Genomic DNA, 17696 nt, shown 5'->3' with positions numbered 1-17696 from the left:
GAGTGATGGGGGGGGGCCAAGACCTCCGGGGCCGAGAAACCCATCACCTACAGACTGTGAAGGGCCAAAATGTCAGTGCAGTGCTCTTATGGTGGGCGACCCGGTATACCTCCTGGAGGGAAGTAGCTTCGTTCCTGTAACAGATGTTGAGGTTCCTGGGGCACTTGGCTCGCTTATGTTCAGGCGCTTCTACACCTCAAGCCCTGAGATGTGGCGGACCGAGGCGCCCTTGGTTGGGGTTCCGAAGCCGTTTGGCGCGAGCCTTGCGTCTGCTGATTCCGTGGAGTGGTGGCATGAGTACCTTTCATTGGTCCGGATCAATGACAATGGTGACGTATGGTCGGTATGGCATCCGGGAGGAGGTGTCAGTCACTTCGTTGCTTGCTCCGGAGTCCCCTGTACGGCGGCGCCTCATTGGTCCAATAGTAGCATTCCTGAGCGGCTTCAGCGGACCACTCAGGGATTCATCCTTAAGCATAAGTCGAGTGAGACTTATCACTTTGAAGCCCCCTTTGTTTCTGCGGGAGCGACTCAGGCAGAACGCTATTTCCTGACGGCAGTGAAGACGGCAACGGGGGTCACCCGGCTTAGCTTTAGCTATGCCCCTCCATCTGTTTCAGCTTCATGTCCCGCTGGAGCGGCCGGAACCGGATTCGGCGTGCCGTATCTGGCATCGGTGGAAAGCGCGGGAACTGTTCTCACGTTTGGATATTCAGACTTGTCGCCTGTTGGTGGCGGCCTTGAGTGCGTAATTGATCGCGTCGACCTGTTGGCGCCCGGGCAGCCTGCCGTTAACGCAGTGCAGTACTCCTACGCTTCGGATGGTGTGGCCGAACGCCCGGGCCGTATTGCGTCGGCGCAGTGGGCGTCGCGGTCGGAAAGCTATGACTATACGTCAGGCCAATTAGTACAGCTCTCTTCTGATGGCTGGAGCGTCGTCCACACGCAGGGGGGGGGCGGCAGGGTCATCTCATCGGTAACGACAGGAGAGCAACTGGCAATTGCAGGTTATGAGTCCTGGGGAAGGTGCCAACCTGGCTCCAATTGCTGTGGAGCCGTCCCCATGCGACGCACCGTAACGACGGAGAGCGCTGGTCGAGGGGACGGAACGGATGGTGGCTCGGGCTTGGTTCGGACTTACGAATTCATATCAGAGTTGAGAGGTGGTGGGACACCTCGACTGTATCGCACTGTAGATAGTTGCTCGGTGCCCAGGTACTGCTCTGCCGGAACCACTCAATCTGAATGGGAGTGCGGCACTTCGACGTCGCCAGGTTATGAGAAGGCTCGAAAGGACAAGCGCGGGAACTGGGAGGTCTACAGTTACAACACCCCTGATGCGGGAATGCCGGCCGAGAAGACCGCGGTGTACAGGGGGGCTAGCAGCATGGCTGGAACGGATGCGCTGGAAGAAGAGACATTCCAGTACACTGATGGCGCGCAGGGAGAGCGCTTGTTGGCGGCATCCGAGAAACCCAGCACCTTGGGGGGCGTGGGGGCACGGGCGCGCACTGCGCATCAATATGAGTCCGCAACCAACAGACTGAAGGCGACCATCCGCAGCGGCTGGACTCGTGTCCGTAGTGGCTCTGGTGTTTGGACCACACAGCAGCGCTTCATTGGGACGTTTTACTTCGCAACGCGCGTTGCCACTGGCGAAATCCTGCCAGATCCATTGGGGCGAACGCTTGAGGTACATGGTCCCTGTTTTGTGAGCAGTGAGTCGGCGACGGATTGCGCGGGGGGGGAATACCCCTTGACTCAGTATCACTACTGGCCTTCAACGGAGATTTCGCCGCGAAAGAACCGTCTTCGGGCCGTGTATGCGTATGCCTCGCCTACGGCTCCTCCGCTCGTGACTACCTACGCCCAGTATGACCCGTGGGGAAATGCGACGGAGATTGTTGATGCCAACGGGATTAGCACCTTCCTTGTCTATGATGAGTCGCGCCTCATCTCCTCTCGAACGGGCAGCGGAGGAACGACTTACTTTGGTTATGATAATGGCCGAGAGTCATGGGTGCAGCACCCTGCTGGAAACTATGATGTCTTTTGCTACCGGACAGGTACGGTAGGCGAGACGTGTGCCGGTGGTGCGTTGACGGACCAGTTGCAGTGGAAGGCCAAGTCGGCGGACTCAGTCGGTTCGTCTTGGACTGAACGAGTGGAATACACTTATTGGCCTGATGGAACGCTCCGGGAGGAACGTTTTGTTTCCCCTTCAGTGAATGGGCCCGAGGTGAGACGAATTCAGCAGTATGCCGCAGACGCCCATGGTCGCCCTACATGGCAGTCCTGGGGCATCGGAGCAGGCAGTTACAATCAAGCACGGCTCTTTGATGGCGCCGACAATATGATTGGCTTTGGGCTCCCTCGGAATAATCCGTCGGCCCACTGCGGCGGCGTTGGCGGAACCGAGGGAATGCCAGGATCAGGTACTTGTGTCGGGTTGGCCTATGACAGGGCGAACAGGCTCTCGTATGTGGCTGAAAATCGAGCAGGAGCTGCATGGAGGACCTGCTTCGAGTACGACGCGCAGGGGAACACGTCATCGGTGCGTCCGGGGTGCCCTGTGTCAGGCGCCTGCGCGAGTTGCACGGAGCCCGCATCGACTTATGTCTTTGACGACTTCGGGCACGTGGTGGAGGTTTCCTTGCCTCATGCGGAGGGGCCTGAACGTTCCCAATATGATGCATCGGGAAATGTCGCAATTAAGGAAACGGAGTCGATGCGGCGTAGTGGGGAGGCGGTCGGATATGGGTATGACTCCCTGTCTCGCTTGGTTGAGGCAAGGCGTCTGTATACCCTTCCTGCTGCGGGGGATGAGTTGCTATATGCTTTGCGGTACGATGGCTGGGGAGTTGTTGACTCCAGTTGTTTGCAGCCGCAGCACACATTGGGTCGCCTTCGTGCTCGTGTTGATTCGTTTGGCACCACTTGGTATCGCTACGATGAGTCTGGACGTGTGATTGCTGAGGTTCGTCTCCGCACTGGAGAAACCTCTTGTGTGGATGAGGGCCTGAATACGCTCTATCAGTATACGGCCAATGGCGACTTGAATCAGATTCGCTATCCACGTGGTCGTACTGTGACCTACGTTTGGGGGATGGGTGGTGCAGCCAGCAGGGTTGCTGCAATCGATGTTTCGCTCTTCGATGGGGATTCCTGGAGCACATCAAGGCTCGTGAGCAATGTCGTGTGGGAGCCATTTGGTGGGCTGCGCGGGTACCAGTTGCACCATTTGGCGGAAGAGAATCTGAGTGGTGTTGAATACATGTTGGGCGACAATAGCTCGGTTGAACCGAGTGCCTCTGCGCGGTGCTCTGCTGTTCCGCCTTCTGTCGAAAATTCTGATCGTACAGGTCGCCTGCGCTCGCTACGGGTGTCCTCCGGGCCGTTGAGCCAAGGGCAGGGGGGAGGCGATATCTATAAACGCACGTATAGTTGGCAGAAAGATCAGGTTTGGAGAATTGACACCTGCGTGCTAGGTGCGACGAGTGCGAAGGAGCAGACGTTTGGGTATGACAGTGTTATGCGTTTGACGGCTTCGACGGGGAATTCGAGTGCGTATTCGTACTCAGGGCGTTCGTATGCCTATTCTCCTCGTGGCAATCGGACGTCGGCTATTGAGGACTTGCAGGGGGTGGCGATGACCTACGGGACGTCACCCTTGCTGGATCGACTGCTCGGTCGTGTGTATTCGATGGATGATGCTCTGGCTGAAGAGTACACGTACGATGTAGATGGTCGCGTATCGGAGAAGCGGCTGGGACGGCTGAACAGCACTTCTCCGGTAAGACCATGGCTTGAGTTTGCCTATGGGCAGTCGGCCGAAGTCGCTACCGACACGGTGTTTCGTTCGGTGGTTGTGAACGGCTTGGCCTATAATTATTACTATGATGCATTGGGGCGGCGACGCTCGAAGGTGTACCCTAGTGGCGCACGCGATGAGTTTTTCTATGATCTGAAGAACCGCCTGCTGAGTGATCAAGGCGCAGATACAGCTGGATTCCCTGCTAGCTACTTCGTGGAAGACGACTACGTGTGGCTGGACGGACGCCCCGTTGTTCTTGTTCGTGGGCGGTTCGCTACGGACTGGAGTCGGGCGTCAGATTCTTCATCCGAGTGCGCTCGAAATGGCGAGGATGCACGTTGTGGCGTGTACTTCCCTGTCTCCGACCATATCGGGATGCCAGTCCTCATGATGGACTCCTCGCGGCAGATGGCAGGCTTGGGTGAACATGAGCCGTATGGTCATGTCAACCGGAAAGTCGTTGCGCGAGGAACTGCGCACCCGTATGGTCATAGTTTGAATGCGTCTGTGGCGAGCTGCGCTCAGGCAGTGTCGCCGACGGTCAATCCGTCGACGAGTGTCCGTGTGCGCGTTCGATTCGGACTGGTAGATACCGAGTCAGACAATGGGACCCCGCTGGATTATGCCGTGCTACGCCACGCTGGCGGTTCAACCCCTCCTGTGGCCGGTCCATTTGGTGGGAGGCTTCAGGGGCCGCAGGTTACCCAGTGGGTCGCGCCGTCGAGTACCGGTGCGCTGGACGTTGCCTTCATCTCAAATGCAAGTAACTGTTGTCCTACCGCGGCTGGAGGGCTTGACTGTAACCCCGCGACTTGCGCGCAAGCGCCGAGTTATCCGTACGGTGGAGTGTCAGTTCAATCCTGTGAGTATCAACGTTACCAGACAGGAGCCCAGCCCTTCTGGACGCCAATACGCTACCCGGGTCAATATTTTGACGCTGAGACGGACCTCTTTGAAAACTGGAATCGATACTACGACCCCAGTATCGGGCGGTATCTGCAGCCGGAGTCATTGCTGGAGGACCCGGAGTTCGTAAAGGGCATGGCGCAGCGGGGACTGAGCACGCCCGCGTATGGCTACGCGCTTAACAATCCAATGCACTTCGTTGACCCAACTGGTGAGAATCCAATCAATCCGGCTTGCTCGGTTGTGATTAACATGTACGGTTGGGATTTGGCGACGGCTGCATTTGGCACTGGAGTCGGAGACGCAAAGGCGCACTGTTATACTACTTGTCTCATTGCGCAGTTGTGTGGGACTACGCCAATTTCTTCCCTTAACAGTGCGGGGGCATGGAGCCTTGGGCTGGCCATGGAGGTGGTGGATGCGATCGTTAAGGCGATCAGGAGGGTGCGTATCAGTGATAATATTGAGGATGGCTATGCAGACGTTGACAGTAATACTTGTGGGATCGACCCGCGCCGTGGCGACTCATGCAAGGAACGATGCAGGGACCACACGGGGATGCGGCGCCCTCGGGTGCAGAGGTATCCTCCGCCCTAGGATTTCTTGAGACACCTCCCAGGGGGATAACCTCCCCCTCGTGAGGTGGATGTGAAGAGGCAGCAGAAGCAAGACAGGACGGCGGAGCGCGGTCGCTTCTCGGCGAAGCGGAAGAAGGAAGCCGTGCTCCGGTTGCTCAAGGGCGAGGAGCTCGACGCGCTGTCGCGCGAACTGGGCGTCACCGCGGCGGTGCTGAGCGAATGGCGGGAGAAGTTCCTGGCCGGCGCCGAGGCCAACCTCAAGAGCCGTGAGCCGGAGCCGGAGCCGGCAGACGATGAGGTGCTGCGGCTGAAGGCCACGGTGGGCGAGTTGATGATGAAGAACGAGTTACTCGCGGAGAAGGCCCGGCTCTTGGAGGACAACGCGCCGGGTTTTCCCTGGAGGAAGTCGAGAGGATGAGCGCCTGTCTCTCGCCTTCCAGTGGCAAGCGGTACGGGCTGGCGCTCGTGACGGCCACCTGGCGCGTGCCCCGCGCCACGGTGTACCGGCGCCGTGCCCGCCTGCACACCGTGGCCGCTCCGGCAGCCCGGCGTGGCCCCAAGATGGCGCTGACGGACGAGGCGCTGCTGGAGGCAATCCACGGCGTGCTGGCGGCTTCGCCCTTCCTGGGCGAGGGGCATCGCAAGGTGTGGGCGCGGCTACGTGCCCAGGACGTACGCACCTCGAAGGCGCGTTGTCTGCGGTTGATGCGCGAGGCAGGTCTTCTGGCACCGGGCCGCGCCCGCCGGGTGCTGGGGCCGCGCAACCACGATGGCACGATTACCACCGACAGGCCCGACGTCATGTGGGGCACCGACGCCACTTGCACGGTGACGACGCTTCAGGGGCAGGCCACCGTCTTCATCGCCGTCGACCATGGCACTGCCGAGTGCGTAGGCATCCACGCCGCCAAGGTGGGAAGCCGCTTCGAGGCGCTCGAGCCCATTCGCCAAGGCATCAAGGCGCGCTTCGGTGCGTACGGACAGGGCGTGGCTTCAGGACTGTCCATTCGCCACGACAACGGCAGCCAGTACACCTCCGACGTCTTCCAGAGCGAGCTGCGCTTTCTGGGGGCCGCCTCCAGTCCGTCCTTCGTCCGCAGTCCCGAGGGCAACGGCTGTGCCGAGCGCTTCATCCGCACCCTCAAGGAGCAACTCCTCTGGGTGCGCACCTTTGCCACCGTGGAGGAACTCCGCCTGGCCCTGCTGGAATGGGCCCACCGGTACAACGAGCACTGGCTACTTGAGCGCCACGACTTCCTTTCGCCGAGTCAGGCCCGGCGGGAGCTGATGCTGAATCAAGCGGCCTGATTACGACCAACCTGGTGTCTCAACAACCCGGTGCGGTACAGGTATTAGAAATGGGGACGACTCGCCGTAGATTTTGTCTGCTCGCTATGACGGTGGCAGTTGCAGTTCTCGTTGTGGCGGGTGTCGTCGCGCTTTCGATGTTCGCCTGGCAGGCGAAGAGAATCGATCGACGCTACTCCCATGGGCACCAGCCACATGCCGAAGGGATGGGTTCCGGTGAGTGGCTCCCTTCCTTTGTGCCCGCCAATGCGGTGGACATTGTGCAGCGACACCATCTGGATTGGGATGTGGTTCATGGAGTCTTTAGTGTCCCCTCCAACGATGTGCCCTCACTTGTAGACGAGCTTGATCCGATTCAAGGGGAATGCGTGCTTTCGCTCCCGGTAGACACACTTGGAGAATTTCCGCTCAAGGAGCAAGAAGTGACGTGTGCCCGGCTACGGGCTCTGGGCTTCTCCGTGTTCCGGGTTGAGCCGACTTTGGGCGGAGTGGCGACCGACAAATGGGGCTATATCGTGCTTGTTGATGAGCGAAGCGGCGCGGTTCTCTATTGGTCCGATGCCTTCCGATGACGCATTCGTAGTTCTCTTGTAATCCTGAGTCGTCCCCTCACTTGAGCAGTGATGTTGCCCCGGTTCCGGCTCTCCCGCACTTCGTGTGGACCGTAGGCTCAAATGGTGAGCAGCACGCGACGACGCAGCAGGTCGAAGCTGGCGCGGCCGTACATCTGACGCTTAATGAGTTTGAGCTTCGTGATTTGGCCCTCGGCCTGGTGGAGTTGCCCCGTCAAATCGGCTCTCCCGCACTTCGTGTGGTTCCCCTCGAAGGCATGGGCAGATGCGGCAGACGGCCAGCAGGGCGAATACACCCTGGGAATGGAAACGCTGTACTCCCTTCCTGGCTGTCGCGTGGAGCGGGTGACGCGCGGCGGTGTTACGGACGTTGTCCTTGTGGCGCATCTGGAGGGCACTGGTGCCCGGTGTCCTTCCTGCCAGACGCCCAGTACCTCGGTGCATGGCAGCTACGTCCGACGCCCGGTGGACCTGCCCGCCGCAGGCCGCGCCGTGCAACTCGAGCTTCGCGTGCGGCGCTTCTGCTGTCGAAACCCGGAATGCTCGCGCCGTACGTTCGCGGAGCGGCCGGTGCGCCTGCTGTCGTCTCGGGCTCGGCGGACACGGCGGCTGGCCACCGCGCAGTGCGCCGTCGCAATCTCAGCCGGGGCAGAGGCTGGGGCCAGGCTGCTCACGTCCCTGGCCATGCCCACCAGTCCAGACACGCTCCTGAGGTTGATTCGCCGCGCTCCGCTGCCTCCCCTCAGCCCCACCCGCGTCCTGGGGCTCGACGACTGGGCGCTGCGCAAGGGGCGTACCTACGGTTCCATCCTCGTCGACCTGGAAGCTCACTGCATCCGCGACGTTTTGCCAGACCGCTCGACTCCCACGGTGAGCGCCTGGCTACGCCATCACCCCGGCGTGGAAGTCATCGCTAGAGACAGGTCGACCGAGTACGCACGGGCGGCGATGCTGGGTGCTCCAGATGCTCAGCAGGTGGCGGACCGCTGGCACTTGCTGCTGAATGGACGGCAGATGATGGAACGCTGGATGACCGGCGCTCACCCTCGACTTCGAGCACTGCCAGCCGTGTCGGGTGGGGAGGAGCCGCCAGTCCGCCGGCACACCAGTTACTCGCGAACTCACGCCGAAGTTCGTGCCCGAGAGGAGAGTCGCTCTCAGCGTGTCGCTGCATACGAAGCCGTCCGGCGTCGTCATCTGGCAGGGGAACCCCTGCTGAGAATCAGTCGCACGCTGGGGCTGGCGCGAGGAACGGTGCGCAAATATGCCGCCGCCGAAGCCTTTCCAGAACGCGCGGCGCGTGTGCCTGGACCGAGCATTCTCGGCCCGTATTTGGAGTACCTGACGCAGCGGCAGGCCGCGGGGTGTGAGAACGCATGTGAACTCTGGCGGGAGATTCGCGCCCAGGGCTTTCGTGGCACATCACGTCAGGTCCACCGTTGGCTCCAAATGCGACGGACCGTTCCGCCTCGCTTCGGCGCACGCAGCTACCCCGGCGGCAATTGGTGGTCGACGGGCACGCGCCCCGACGCGCTCGCCTCGCCGAAGCAATTGGCGTGGCTGTGCGTGAAGCGGCCCTCCGAGCTGACCTCCACGGAGGCCGCGGCATTGGCGCGCATCGAGCAGGACGAGGAAGCCGCGCGTGTCATCGCATTGACTCGGCAATTCTGTGAAATCGTGCGCTCGCGGGGCATCGCACGCAGAGCCGAGCCAACGAAGTCCTGTAGGCCCTTTGAAGCGTGGCTGGGTAAGGCTCGCAGGTGCGGTGTGCGCGCGATGGAGACCTTTGCGAAGGGACTCGAACAGGACGGTGATGCCGTCCGGGCCGCGCTGACGTCTCCCTGGAGTAACGCCCAGGCCGAGGGCCAAATCACGAAGCTCAAGCTCCTCAAGCGTCAGATGTACGGCCGCGCCAGCTTCGACCTGCTGCGTCGTCGCGTGCTGCTCACCATTTGAGCCTACGGTCCACACGAAGTGCGGGAGAGCCGTCAAATCGGACAGCTCAGGCTTGGGAATTAGCAGTACGGAACTCGCGGGGTGACATCATCTTCAATCCTCGATGAGGGTGGCAGCGGTTGTAGTCGTCGAACCAGGCGGGCAGCTGGGCGGGGACGTGGGGAGCCGAGGGCAACTCGTTGACGTACACGTAGTCACGCTTGAACGTCTTCACGAAAGCCTCGGCCATGCCGTTGCTTTCCGGGGAGTAGGCGGGCGTGGTGCATACCAGCAGGCCGACGCTCCGGCCGAAATCGCGGGTGTCCGTGGCCGTGTAGACGGGCCCGTTGTCCGACAGCCACTCCACCGGGTGTGGCACCCTCGAGGTGCCCGGGCCGAAGCGGGCCTCCACCGTCTCGGCCATCAAATCCTGGATGGTGAGGCCGGTGGGGTGCTCGGCGGACGCACGGTACGCGATGAGCTCCCGGTCGCAGCAGTCGAGGCGGAATGCCACCTGGACGCGCTCGCCGTTCCAACAGCGGATTTCGAAGCCGTCGCTGCACCAATGCAGGTTGGACTTCAACGTGATGATGGTGCCCTGATGGGGGCGTGTCGGCTTCCCCGTGTGCCGCTGCAGGAGGAGCTGGGCGTCGCGCATGAGGCGGTAGGCCCGCTTGTGGTTGACGGGCGATTTCCCCGCCGCCCGGCGCTGCCGGTTGAGGAGGGCACAGGCTCTGCGGTAGCCGTACGTGGCGCGCTCCTGAGCGACGGCCTTGAGTCCCTCCAGCACCTCGGCGTCAACATGAGCGTCTGGGTTGCGGGGCTCCCGAGGGCTCAGGGGACGATGCAGGGTGGCGCGGGCCACGCCGAGGGCCCGGGCCACCGCGCTCACAGGATGTCTCCCAGCTTCGACAAGGCCGCGGGCGGCAGTAGGTTTTCGCGGGCCAATTCCACCGCGTCCCGGAGCACTTCCGCCTCCTGCGTCTTCTTGCCCAAAAGCCGCTGGAGCTCACGCACCTGCGCCTTGAGCGCCTGCACCTCGGACTCGGGCACCACGGCCTCCCCGGCCTGCAGCCAGGATACGCCGCCCGCCTCCTTCAGGTGCCGCCAGCGGATTAACTGGCTGGGGCTGATGCCGTACTTCCGTGCCACCAGGGACACGCTGCTGCCAGGCGCCTCACTCTCGGTCACCAGGCGCAGCTTCTCCGCCGCTGAGTACCGCCGACGGCGCTTGCCCTTCTCCGCCCCCTCCGGGGCTCCTTCTTGGGTCTTCTTCTCCATCGTCAGACTCGCTTTCTAGCCGAACGAGCCTGTCCGACTCTTCAGGGGGCTACACCAGCTACTCCGTCCAGGAAATGCGAGGGCTACTGCTTTCTCTGCTGCGGCGGACCGTGGCGCCACTCGCGCACGTCTTGGCCTGGAGCCGCTGGCGACGCCACCACCAAGCCGTGGCCATGCACTGTCACGACCGGGCCCGAGGAGCGCGACTCAAACTACAACTGTAGGATTAAGCGATGTGTGTGGGGGGAGGGGTGAGCCGAAGCTGGAGCGCCCGCCCTATTGCCCAGCACTGCTGATCGCCGTTCAAGCCCCCGAAGCGGCGTTTCCGAAACGACTCAGCATCTCTTCGACGTACTGGACACCCCGGGCCGTGATGGCTTTGCCCTTCTGCGTGTCCTGCGCGTAACCGTCGTGCAGGCGGAGCGCCTTGGCCGCGTTCGGCGCGGCGTAGGTGACACCCAGTTTCCCCCAGAAGCGCGACGTCGTTCCTGAGGTCACCTCGAACTCGGCATCCAGCGAGCGTGCGAGATAGAGCGGGATGAGTGACCGCACGAGCTGGTCCTTCTGCTTACCAGCCGAGATGAGGTCTTGCTGCCTCGGGTGGTTGCGCAGCGCGGACAGCAACTGGTCCACGGCGGTGCCGCCATTCCCAGCCGCGGGCGAAGTGGCCTCCTTCGCGGGGCGCGCTCGCTTCTTGGACTTCGCGGCTGGCCGGACCGTCCGCTTCTCCGCCTTATCTCCCGTATTGCCCTGAGCCTGCCTCGATGCGGGCTTCTTCTTTTTCGCGCCGCCGCGAGGCGCCTTCGCCGTCACCTTCCGGGAAGTCTCAGTCGTCGCGGACTGGGCTGCTGAAGGTGCGTCCGCGTCGGTGGTGATCGCACCACGCGGCGAAGTCCGCTCCGCCACGGTCGGCTCCGACGGCTGCGCTTCAGGCGGCTGGCTGATGGTTGGCCTGGGACGTGGTGTGCGCTCGACCACGGTCTGCTGCGTGGCGCCACGGGGAGGAGGTGAAGGGAAGTTCGAGGCCCGGGGCGCGGATGTGTCTCGGGACTCCTTGAGCCCGAGGCGCGCGCGCACCTCACCCACGATACCGCCCAACCCCACGTTCTGGAGCAGACCTTCCAACCGGGACGTGAAAGACACCTGGTGAGCCCTCCTGGAGACGCGCACATTACCCCATGAAGGCCACATCCCCGAGCGGATGGCTCGATTCCTGCCAGTCCTGCTGCCGTGGAAGATGCGGGAGGCACCGGTTGTGGGGGGCCCCAGGGGCCGAGCCCGAGCCGCTGTGCCGTGGACATGCCGCCCGGGTTCGTGCCCCGCGCCGTGCCCTTCCCAGCGCATCCCCAGGTCTGAACAGACACCCGGACTGACAGAGGCGGGGACGGTCCTTCGGGCGGGAGTGGGCATGACCCACTGTCTTCCATGTGCAAGGCCATGCAACTGTTCGCCAATCGTCAGACGGCGTTAGACTCTTCGGACTCCTTCCCTGCGCATGCAGCTGCTTTCCTCCGCCCTCGTCCTGTTGCTCCTCGCGCCTTGCGCGGCCCTGGCCCAGGGTGACTCCCGTATTGCCTTCCTGGGCAAGCAGCTCCAGAAGAGCAAGGACCCGCGCTCGCGCTCGCAGGCGGCGCTGGTGCTCGGCGCCACGGAGGACCCGGAGGCCGTGCCGCTGCTGTGCAACGGATTGAAGGACGAGAGCGAGCTGGTGCGCGCGGCCGCGGCGAAGGGGCTGGCGAAGCTGCTGGAGCCCGGCGGGCTCGACTGCCTCCAGGCCCACAAGGCGGACGCGGACGCGTCGGTCCAGGCAGCGGTGAGCGAGGCCGTGGGGGCCCTGAAGGAGTACCAGTCCCGCCCGCCGCGCTTCTACGTGCATCTCGAGGCGGTCAAGGACCGCACGGGCAAGCTCCCCGCCGACCTGGTGAAGGCGACGGAGGCGCGGCTGCGCTCGCGGCTGATGCGGAGCGGGGCCCAGCTCGCGCCCGCGAAGGAGACGAAGGCGGCGGCGAAGGGCACGCTGAAGAAGCTTCGGGTGCGGGGCTACCGCATCACCCCGGAGCTTCATGCGACGGACGGCGGCGGACTGCGGGTGGCGCTGGTGTGCCTCACCTACCCGGACCTGTCGCTGATGGGGCAGGTGGAAGTGAATGCCGCGGGCGCTCAGCCTGGCGATCTCCTCAAGGCGCTGGTACCTCGCGCGGTGGAGGAAGCGGCGGAGACCTTCGAGTGGAGCAGCGAGACATGACGACGACCACGGCGCCCCTGACGCCAGCCAAGCGGCGCTGGCGCAACTTCCTTCTCGAAACGGGCTTCCAGCTCAAGCTGACGGCGTACATCGTCTCGGTGACGCTCGTGCTTTCGGCGCTGCTGGGCGTGTTCCTCGTGAGAGGCGCGCAGGCGCTGATGCGCGAGACGGCGACGGCGGTGGAAGCCCGCTCCCGCGCGGCGGAGGTCAGCCGCGAGCTGTCCGGCGCCACGCTCTCCAACGAGCTGCTGACTCGGATGGACGACCCCACGTTCGAGGCGAGCTTCCGCGAGAAGGCAGGGGCCATCGACGCGGCCTACGAGGCCGAGCGTGCCGCCATCGTTGCCCAACGCGCTGAGCTGGAGCGGCAGCAGAAGCTCACCTGGTGGGCGCTGGGGGGCTTTCTGGTGGCCTTCATCGCGGTGGTGGGATTGGGGACCATCGTGGTGACGCACAAGGTGGCGGGCCCGCTCTTCCGCATCCGCCGCATGGTGCAGGAGGTCCACGACGGCCGGCTGCGTCCACCCCAGCACGGGCTCCGGGATGGCGATGATCTCCAGGACCTCTTCGATGCCACGCGGAAGATGGTGCAGCGCCTCCGCGAGCAGAACGAGGAGGACGCGAGGACCTTGGCGAACGTCCTCCTGGCCGCGGAGCGCTCAGGCGCTTCCCCCGAGCTCATCCACGAGCTGCGCGCCCTGGATGCGCGCTACCGCACCCGGCTCGAAGACTGAGCCCTTCTGGGGCTCACCCCCAGGACCGCGCGGGTCCTGACTCCACGGTGAGCCCCGTCTCCTTCAGCATCGCGTGGATGCGCAGGCGCGCCTGGGCCCACGGAAGGGCCTCGACGCGATAGCCCTCCAGCGCGTTCATCAGGTGGCCACGGTAGCTGGGGTGCCCCGGGTCCGAGATGATGACCACGCCCCGGTCCGTCGTGGCCCGGATGAGCCGGCCCACGCCCTGGCGCAGTTGCAGCAGGGCGCGGGGAAGCCGGTAGTGGAGGAATCCCATGTATTCGCCGCCGCTGCGAGAGAGGGGCTCCTCTCGCGCGGCCACGAGCGGACGCATGGCGGGCTCCAGGGGCAGCTTGTCGATGAACACGCAGCCCACGCCGCGGCCAGGGATGTCCACGCCTTGCCAGAAGCTCTTGGTCCCCAGCAGCACGGTGCCCGTGTCCTTCTCCTGCCGTGCCGCCAGCGAGCGGCTGTGCCCGCGTGACTGCCGCAGCACCTCGATGCCCAGTGGGTCCAGCCGTCCGCGGACGCTCGTGCCCACGCGATCCATGCGGCGCGTCGACGCGAACAGCCCCAGCACCCGGCCTCCCATCGTCTGTGCCAGGCCCGAAATCCGGAGCGAGGCCCATTCCACGAAGGCTTCCTCGTGCGCACGAGGCGCATCGGTGACGAGCACGACCAGCGCCTGCTCATGCAGCTTGAAGGGCGTGGCTGCGCGTACCAGTCGGGGCGCAGGTCGGCCTCCGCGCCCGTCGAGCCCCAAGCGCCGGAGGACGAAGGGGAAGCCGTCGCCAGTGCCAAGCGTGGCGGATGCGAGCACCAGCGTGCGCTTGCTTTCCGCGAAGTCCTTCGACACGTAGGCGGAGACATCCACCGGCTGGGCGCTCAAGCTCCACCGCTGCCGCTTCGGTTCCGCGGTGGCCGCGTAGCACCGTCCTGGCGCGGCATCTCCGGACAGCTCGCCCGCGAGCACCGCCAGTTCGCCAAGCTCGGTGGTGGCACCCGACAGCTCCCGCTCCAGCGCGGGTTGTCGAGCCGCCAGCTCAGGAAGGGCGGCTAGCACGCGCACGGACAGCAGGACATGCAGCGCCTGGAGCGCGCCGCGCACGCCTTCCAGTCCTTCGCGTACCGGCTCCCAGGCGGGCAGGGTGCGCACGGTCGCGGTGATGCGCAGCTCCGGAGAGTACGCACCTTCATCCGGGTCCTCGCCCAAGGCTGTGGCAGTGGGCTCGCACAGCTCCGTCACGCGCGCACCGAGGTCGCGCGCGTCGTCAAGCAACCGGCGAAGGCCATCCTCCACCTCGCCCATCAGCGACCGTGTCTCCGTCCGGCGCGAAGCGCTCAGCGCCTTGCGCAGCTCGGCGAACAGGCCGCGCCGTCCGTCCCTGCCATGCAGCCGTTCTGTGAGGCGGAGGAAGGCCAGGTCCGACAGCTCCAGCGTCAGCGCGGTGGTGGCGACATCCTCCACCTCGTGCGCCTCGTCGAGGACCAGGTGGTCCAGCTTCGGGTAGCGCGCGGGCCACGCGAAGGCGAGCGACTGGTTGATGACCAGCACGTCCGCCTCACGGGCCTGCGCCACGGCCGAGTGATAGAAGCAGCGGTGGAAGTGCGGGCATTTCTCGCCCAGCGTCGTCGACGCCTCGGAGCGCACGGCGGGCACCAGCGCCATCAGCACCGGGAAGCGCTCGCGGAACCAGTGGCTCAGCCGGTCCAGGTCTCCCTCGCCACTGCGACGCAGGTAGGCACGTAGATACGCCCGAGGCGCGCGCGCGGAGTGCCCCATGCCGGGCTCCACCCGAGTGGCTTCCAGCGCGCGGCGGCGGCACAGGTAGTTCGTCTGGCCCTTCAGCAGGGCGTAGCCGAAGGCGCCCTTCGTGGCGCGGTGAAGCCGAGGCAGGTCCTTCTCCAGGAGCTGGTCCTGGAGCGTCTTGGTGTGCGGCGCCACGCCGACCTTGCGTCCGTTTCGCGCCGCGAAGAGGGCGGCGGGAGCCAGGTACGCCAGCGACTTGCCCGTGCCCGTGCCGGCTTCCACCGCGAGTTGCCCGCCGTCCGACAGCGCCCGCGCCACCGCCTGCGCCACGTCGAGCTGTGCGGCCCGGCTCATGAATCCTTCACCGGCCTGCTCCAGCGCGCCGCCAACGCCCAGCAGCGCTGAGACCTCGTCCGGACGCACGGGTAGCACGGGGGCATCCGCCTCTGGCTCGGGCAGCGCCGTGGCGCCTCCCGCGCGCCGCCGCTCCGGCTTCCCACGAAGGAAGCCCTGGGCCTCCAGCGACAGCGGCGCAGCCTCCTCACGGCACGCGGCGGCCAGACGCGACAGCAGGTCCACCAGCGGCCATTCCTCATAGTCGAACGCGCCGCTCGCGCCGTCCTTCAGGCCCACGCCCTCCATCGCCAGGCGCAGCTCCGCGCCCTTGCGCGGGTCCAACGCGGCGAGCAGGTCCACCACGTCATCGCCACGGCCCTCGCGGACGCAGCGCTCCATGGCGTGCACGAGCACCGAGTACACCGCCTCGCAGTCCGACACCGCGCGGTGCGGCTGCCTCAACGCGAGCCCGCCCCAGCGCAGCAGCGACTCCAGCGAGTGGCTGGGCAGCTCCGGGTGCAGGTAGTGCATCAGCTCGCACGAGTCGAGCACCGGGGCGCGGATGGGCCCCAGCAGGTCCGGCAGGAAGCCTTTTTCAAAGGGCGCGTTGTGCGCCACCACCGTCCAGCCGGAGAGCTTCTCGCGAAGCTCGGCGATGTCGGTGCCGAAGCGCGGATGCCCTTCGAGGTCCGCGTCCGTCAGGCCCGTCAGCCGCCGGATGGTGAGGGGGAGGGGCCGCGACGCCGAGTACAGGCGCGCGAAGCGTTCCACCTCGCGCCCGTCCTCGAAGAAGATGCAGCCCAGCTCGATGACCTCGTCCACGCGCGGATCCAGCCCCGTGGTTTCGAGGTCGAGAAAGACATGCCGGGTGAAGAGCTCCGCCGCGCCGCCCATTCAGGCCGCGGAGACTACTCCTCCCGGCGGCGCTGCCCAGAAATCGGCCAGCGTCCGTCAGTCGACCATGAATACGCCGGAAATCATCTTGTTCATGGCGCAGCCGTACACCAGCTTGCCGGACTCCTTCGGCGTGAAGGCAATCTCCACCGGCTGGTCGAGCGGCAACGGCGTGTTGATGTCGTAGCCGTCCATGACGACCTCGGTGGCGCAGGTGTGGTCCGTCTTGCGCGTCACCACCAGCTTCACCGGCTCGCCCTTCTTGAGGCTCACCGGGCTGGGCTCGTAGCCCTTCTCGGTGACGGAGAGCTCGACGATGCGCACGCCGTTCTCCCGCTTCTCGGGGACCGCGGGCGCCTTCGCCGCGTCGGCGTCCTTCGTGCATCCTTGCTGGGTGATGCCCACCATGGCGGCCGTCGCGGCCAGGGCGAGCCAGGGCTTGATGATGCGGGAGATGAACTGGCGCATGGATGTCTCGGCGGTGTGGGGGCGTACGCCCCGCGGGGAAGGCCCTCAGGCCTCGTCCGCGGGGGCACTCTCGTCGGAGGTGGAGGTGACGGGCTCGAAGCGCAGCAGGGCGTGGAGCGGGACGAAGACTTCGTGGCCCTCCTCGCCCAGCAGCAGGTCGAACCGGCCCACGCGAATCAGCGGAAGCTGGAGGGTGATGCCGTTGCGCAGCACCATCCGCACCGTCTGCCCGATGTGGTCCAGGAAGGCGCGCGGGTCCGAGTGGGGGCGCTTGTCCGGCTGACGCGCCACCGCGGACGGCTTCTGCGTCAGCTTGGCATCGCGCTCCAGACCGGGCAGCAGCCGCTCCCAGTCCGTGCGCCGGGCCAGCAGCACCACCTGGAGCTTCTCCAGGCGGCCCGTGCGCTCCAGCGTGAAGGCGATGGGCTCCTCGGCCTGCAGCGTGTCCAGCAGGGAGCGCTCCGCTAGCACCACGGAGACTTCTGCCTTGTCGCTGATGAGCCGGGCCAGGAAGTCCGCCACCACGGCGTTTTCGACCTCGCCGCGCGCCTGCTTGATGGCCGCCTTGCGCTGGGTGCGCTCCTTGCGGGCCATGAACTCGGCCACCGTCATGCCGCTCTGGAGCACGCCGAAGGCGTCACCCAGGGACAGGCTGGGCGTCTGGCCCATCAGCTCGTACACCTGGTCGAAGCGCTTCGCCTCCTCGGCGTGCAGCTTGCGCCAGATGCGGCACTTCATCTTCCCTTCGAGCTCGCCCTTCGCGATGCGGGCGGGGACGCGCTCACGCACCGCCAACGCCTGAATCTGCTCGGGCGTGGGGGGCGGCCGGGGCGTGGACGGCCGGAAGCCGCCGGGGCTGTCTTTTATACACATCT

The 17696-nt window shown here is 65.0% G+C and carries 9 protein-coding genes and 2 pseudogenes; 6 read left to right on the top strand and 5 right to left on the bottom strand.

The features are described from left to right. Positions 1-88: 88 nt before the first annotated feature. The 4 genes and pseudogenes from F8M74_RS38720 (at position 89) to F8M74_RS35385 (ending at position 9134) form a co-directional block, all read left to right on the top strand. Positions 89-5317, top strand: a complete 5229-nt coding sequence (locus tag F8M74_RS38720) for an RHS repeat-associated core domain-containing protein (protein ID WP_141279921.1) — start codon at positions 89-91, stop codon at positions 5315-5317. 45 nt (positions 5318-5362) lie between these two features. Then, positions 5363-6606: pseudogene (locus tag F8M74_RS35400) on the top strand (IS3 family transposase). Between the two features lie 86 nt (positions 6607-6692). After that, positions 6693-7178, top strand: coding sequence for a hypothetical protein (locus tag F8M74_RS35395; RefSeq protein ID WP_141258244.1), 486 nt, complete (start codon positions 6693-6695; stop codon positions 7176-7178). A 303-nt stretch (positions 7179-7481) separates the two neighbouring features. After that, complete coding sequence (locus tag F8M74_RS35385; protein ID WP_141258243.1) at positions 7482-9134, top strand: ISL3 family transposase; 1653 nt, start codon at positions 7482-7484, stop codon at positions 9132-9134. A 46-nt stretch (positions 9135-9180) separates the two neighbouring features. Here F8M74_RS35385 and F8M74_RS35380 read toward each other — a convergent pair. After that, positions 9181-10394 (bottom strand): annotated as a pseudogene (locus F8M74_RS35380) (IS3 family transposase). 303 nt (positions 10395-10697) lie between these two features. Further along, complete coding sequence (locus F8M74_RS35375; protein WP_141258242.1) at positions 10698-11537, bottom strand: hypothetical protein; 840 nt, start codon at positions 11535-11537, stop codon at positions 10698-10700. Between the two features lie 352 nt (positions 11538-11889). Here F8M74_RS35375 and F8M74_RS35370 point away from each other — a divergent pair, with 352 nt between their 5' ends. Both F8M74_RS35370 and F8M74_RS35365 read left to right on the top strand, forming a co-directional pair. Continuing rightward, positions 11890-12639 (top strand): HEAT repeat domain-containing protein, encoded by a 750-nt coding sequence (locus F8M74_RS35370; protein ID WP_141258241.1) that lies wholly within the window; start codon positions 11890-11892, stop codon positions 12637-12639. After that, positions 12636-13373, top strand: a complete 738-nt coding sequence (locus F8M74_RS35365) for a hypothetical protein (protein WP_011555747.1) — start codon at positions 12636-12638, stop codon at positions 13371-13373. Before F8M74_RS35370 ends, F8M74_RS35365 begins: the two co-directional genes overlap by 4 nt. Before the next feature lie 13 nt (positions 13374-13386). On the opposite strand, the gene F8M74_RS35360 is transcribed toward F8M74_RS35365, so the two are convergent. Genes F8M74_RS35360 through F8M74_RS35350 form a run of 3 tightly spaced genes read right to left on the bottom strand, consistent with a single transcriptional unit; the run spans position 13387 to position 17610 of the window. Continuing rightward, on the bottom strand, positions 13387-16353 hold the full coding sequence (locus tag F8M74_RS35360; RefSeq protein WP_141258240.1) for a helicase C-terminal domain-containing protein: 2967 nt from the start codon (positions 16351-16353) through the stop codon (positions 13387-13389). A 57-nt stretch (positions 16354-16410) separates the two neighbouring features. Continuing rightward, positions 16411-16821 (bottom strand): cupredoxin domain-containing protein, encoded by a 411-nt coding sequence (locus tag F8M74_RS35355; protein ID WP_011555745.1) that lies wholly within the window; start codon positions 16819-16821, stop codon positions 16411-16413. A gap of 45 nt (positions 16822-16866) precedes the next feature. Further along, positions 16867-17610 (bottom strand): hypothetical protein, encoded by a 744-nt coding sequence (locus F8M74_RS35350; RefSeq protein WP_141258246.1) that lies wholly within the window; start codon positions 17608-17610, stop codon positions 16867-16869. Positions 17611-17696 lie beyond the last annotated feature (86 nt).

This window comes from Myxococcus sp. CA023 (assembly GCF_010998615.1).
Lineage (GTDB): Bacteria > Myxococcota > Myxococcia > Myxococcales > Myxococcaceae > Myxococcus.
The sequence above is the reverse complement of the archived record's forward strand: the minus strand, read 5'-3'. Positions and strand labels throughout refer to the sequence as shown.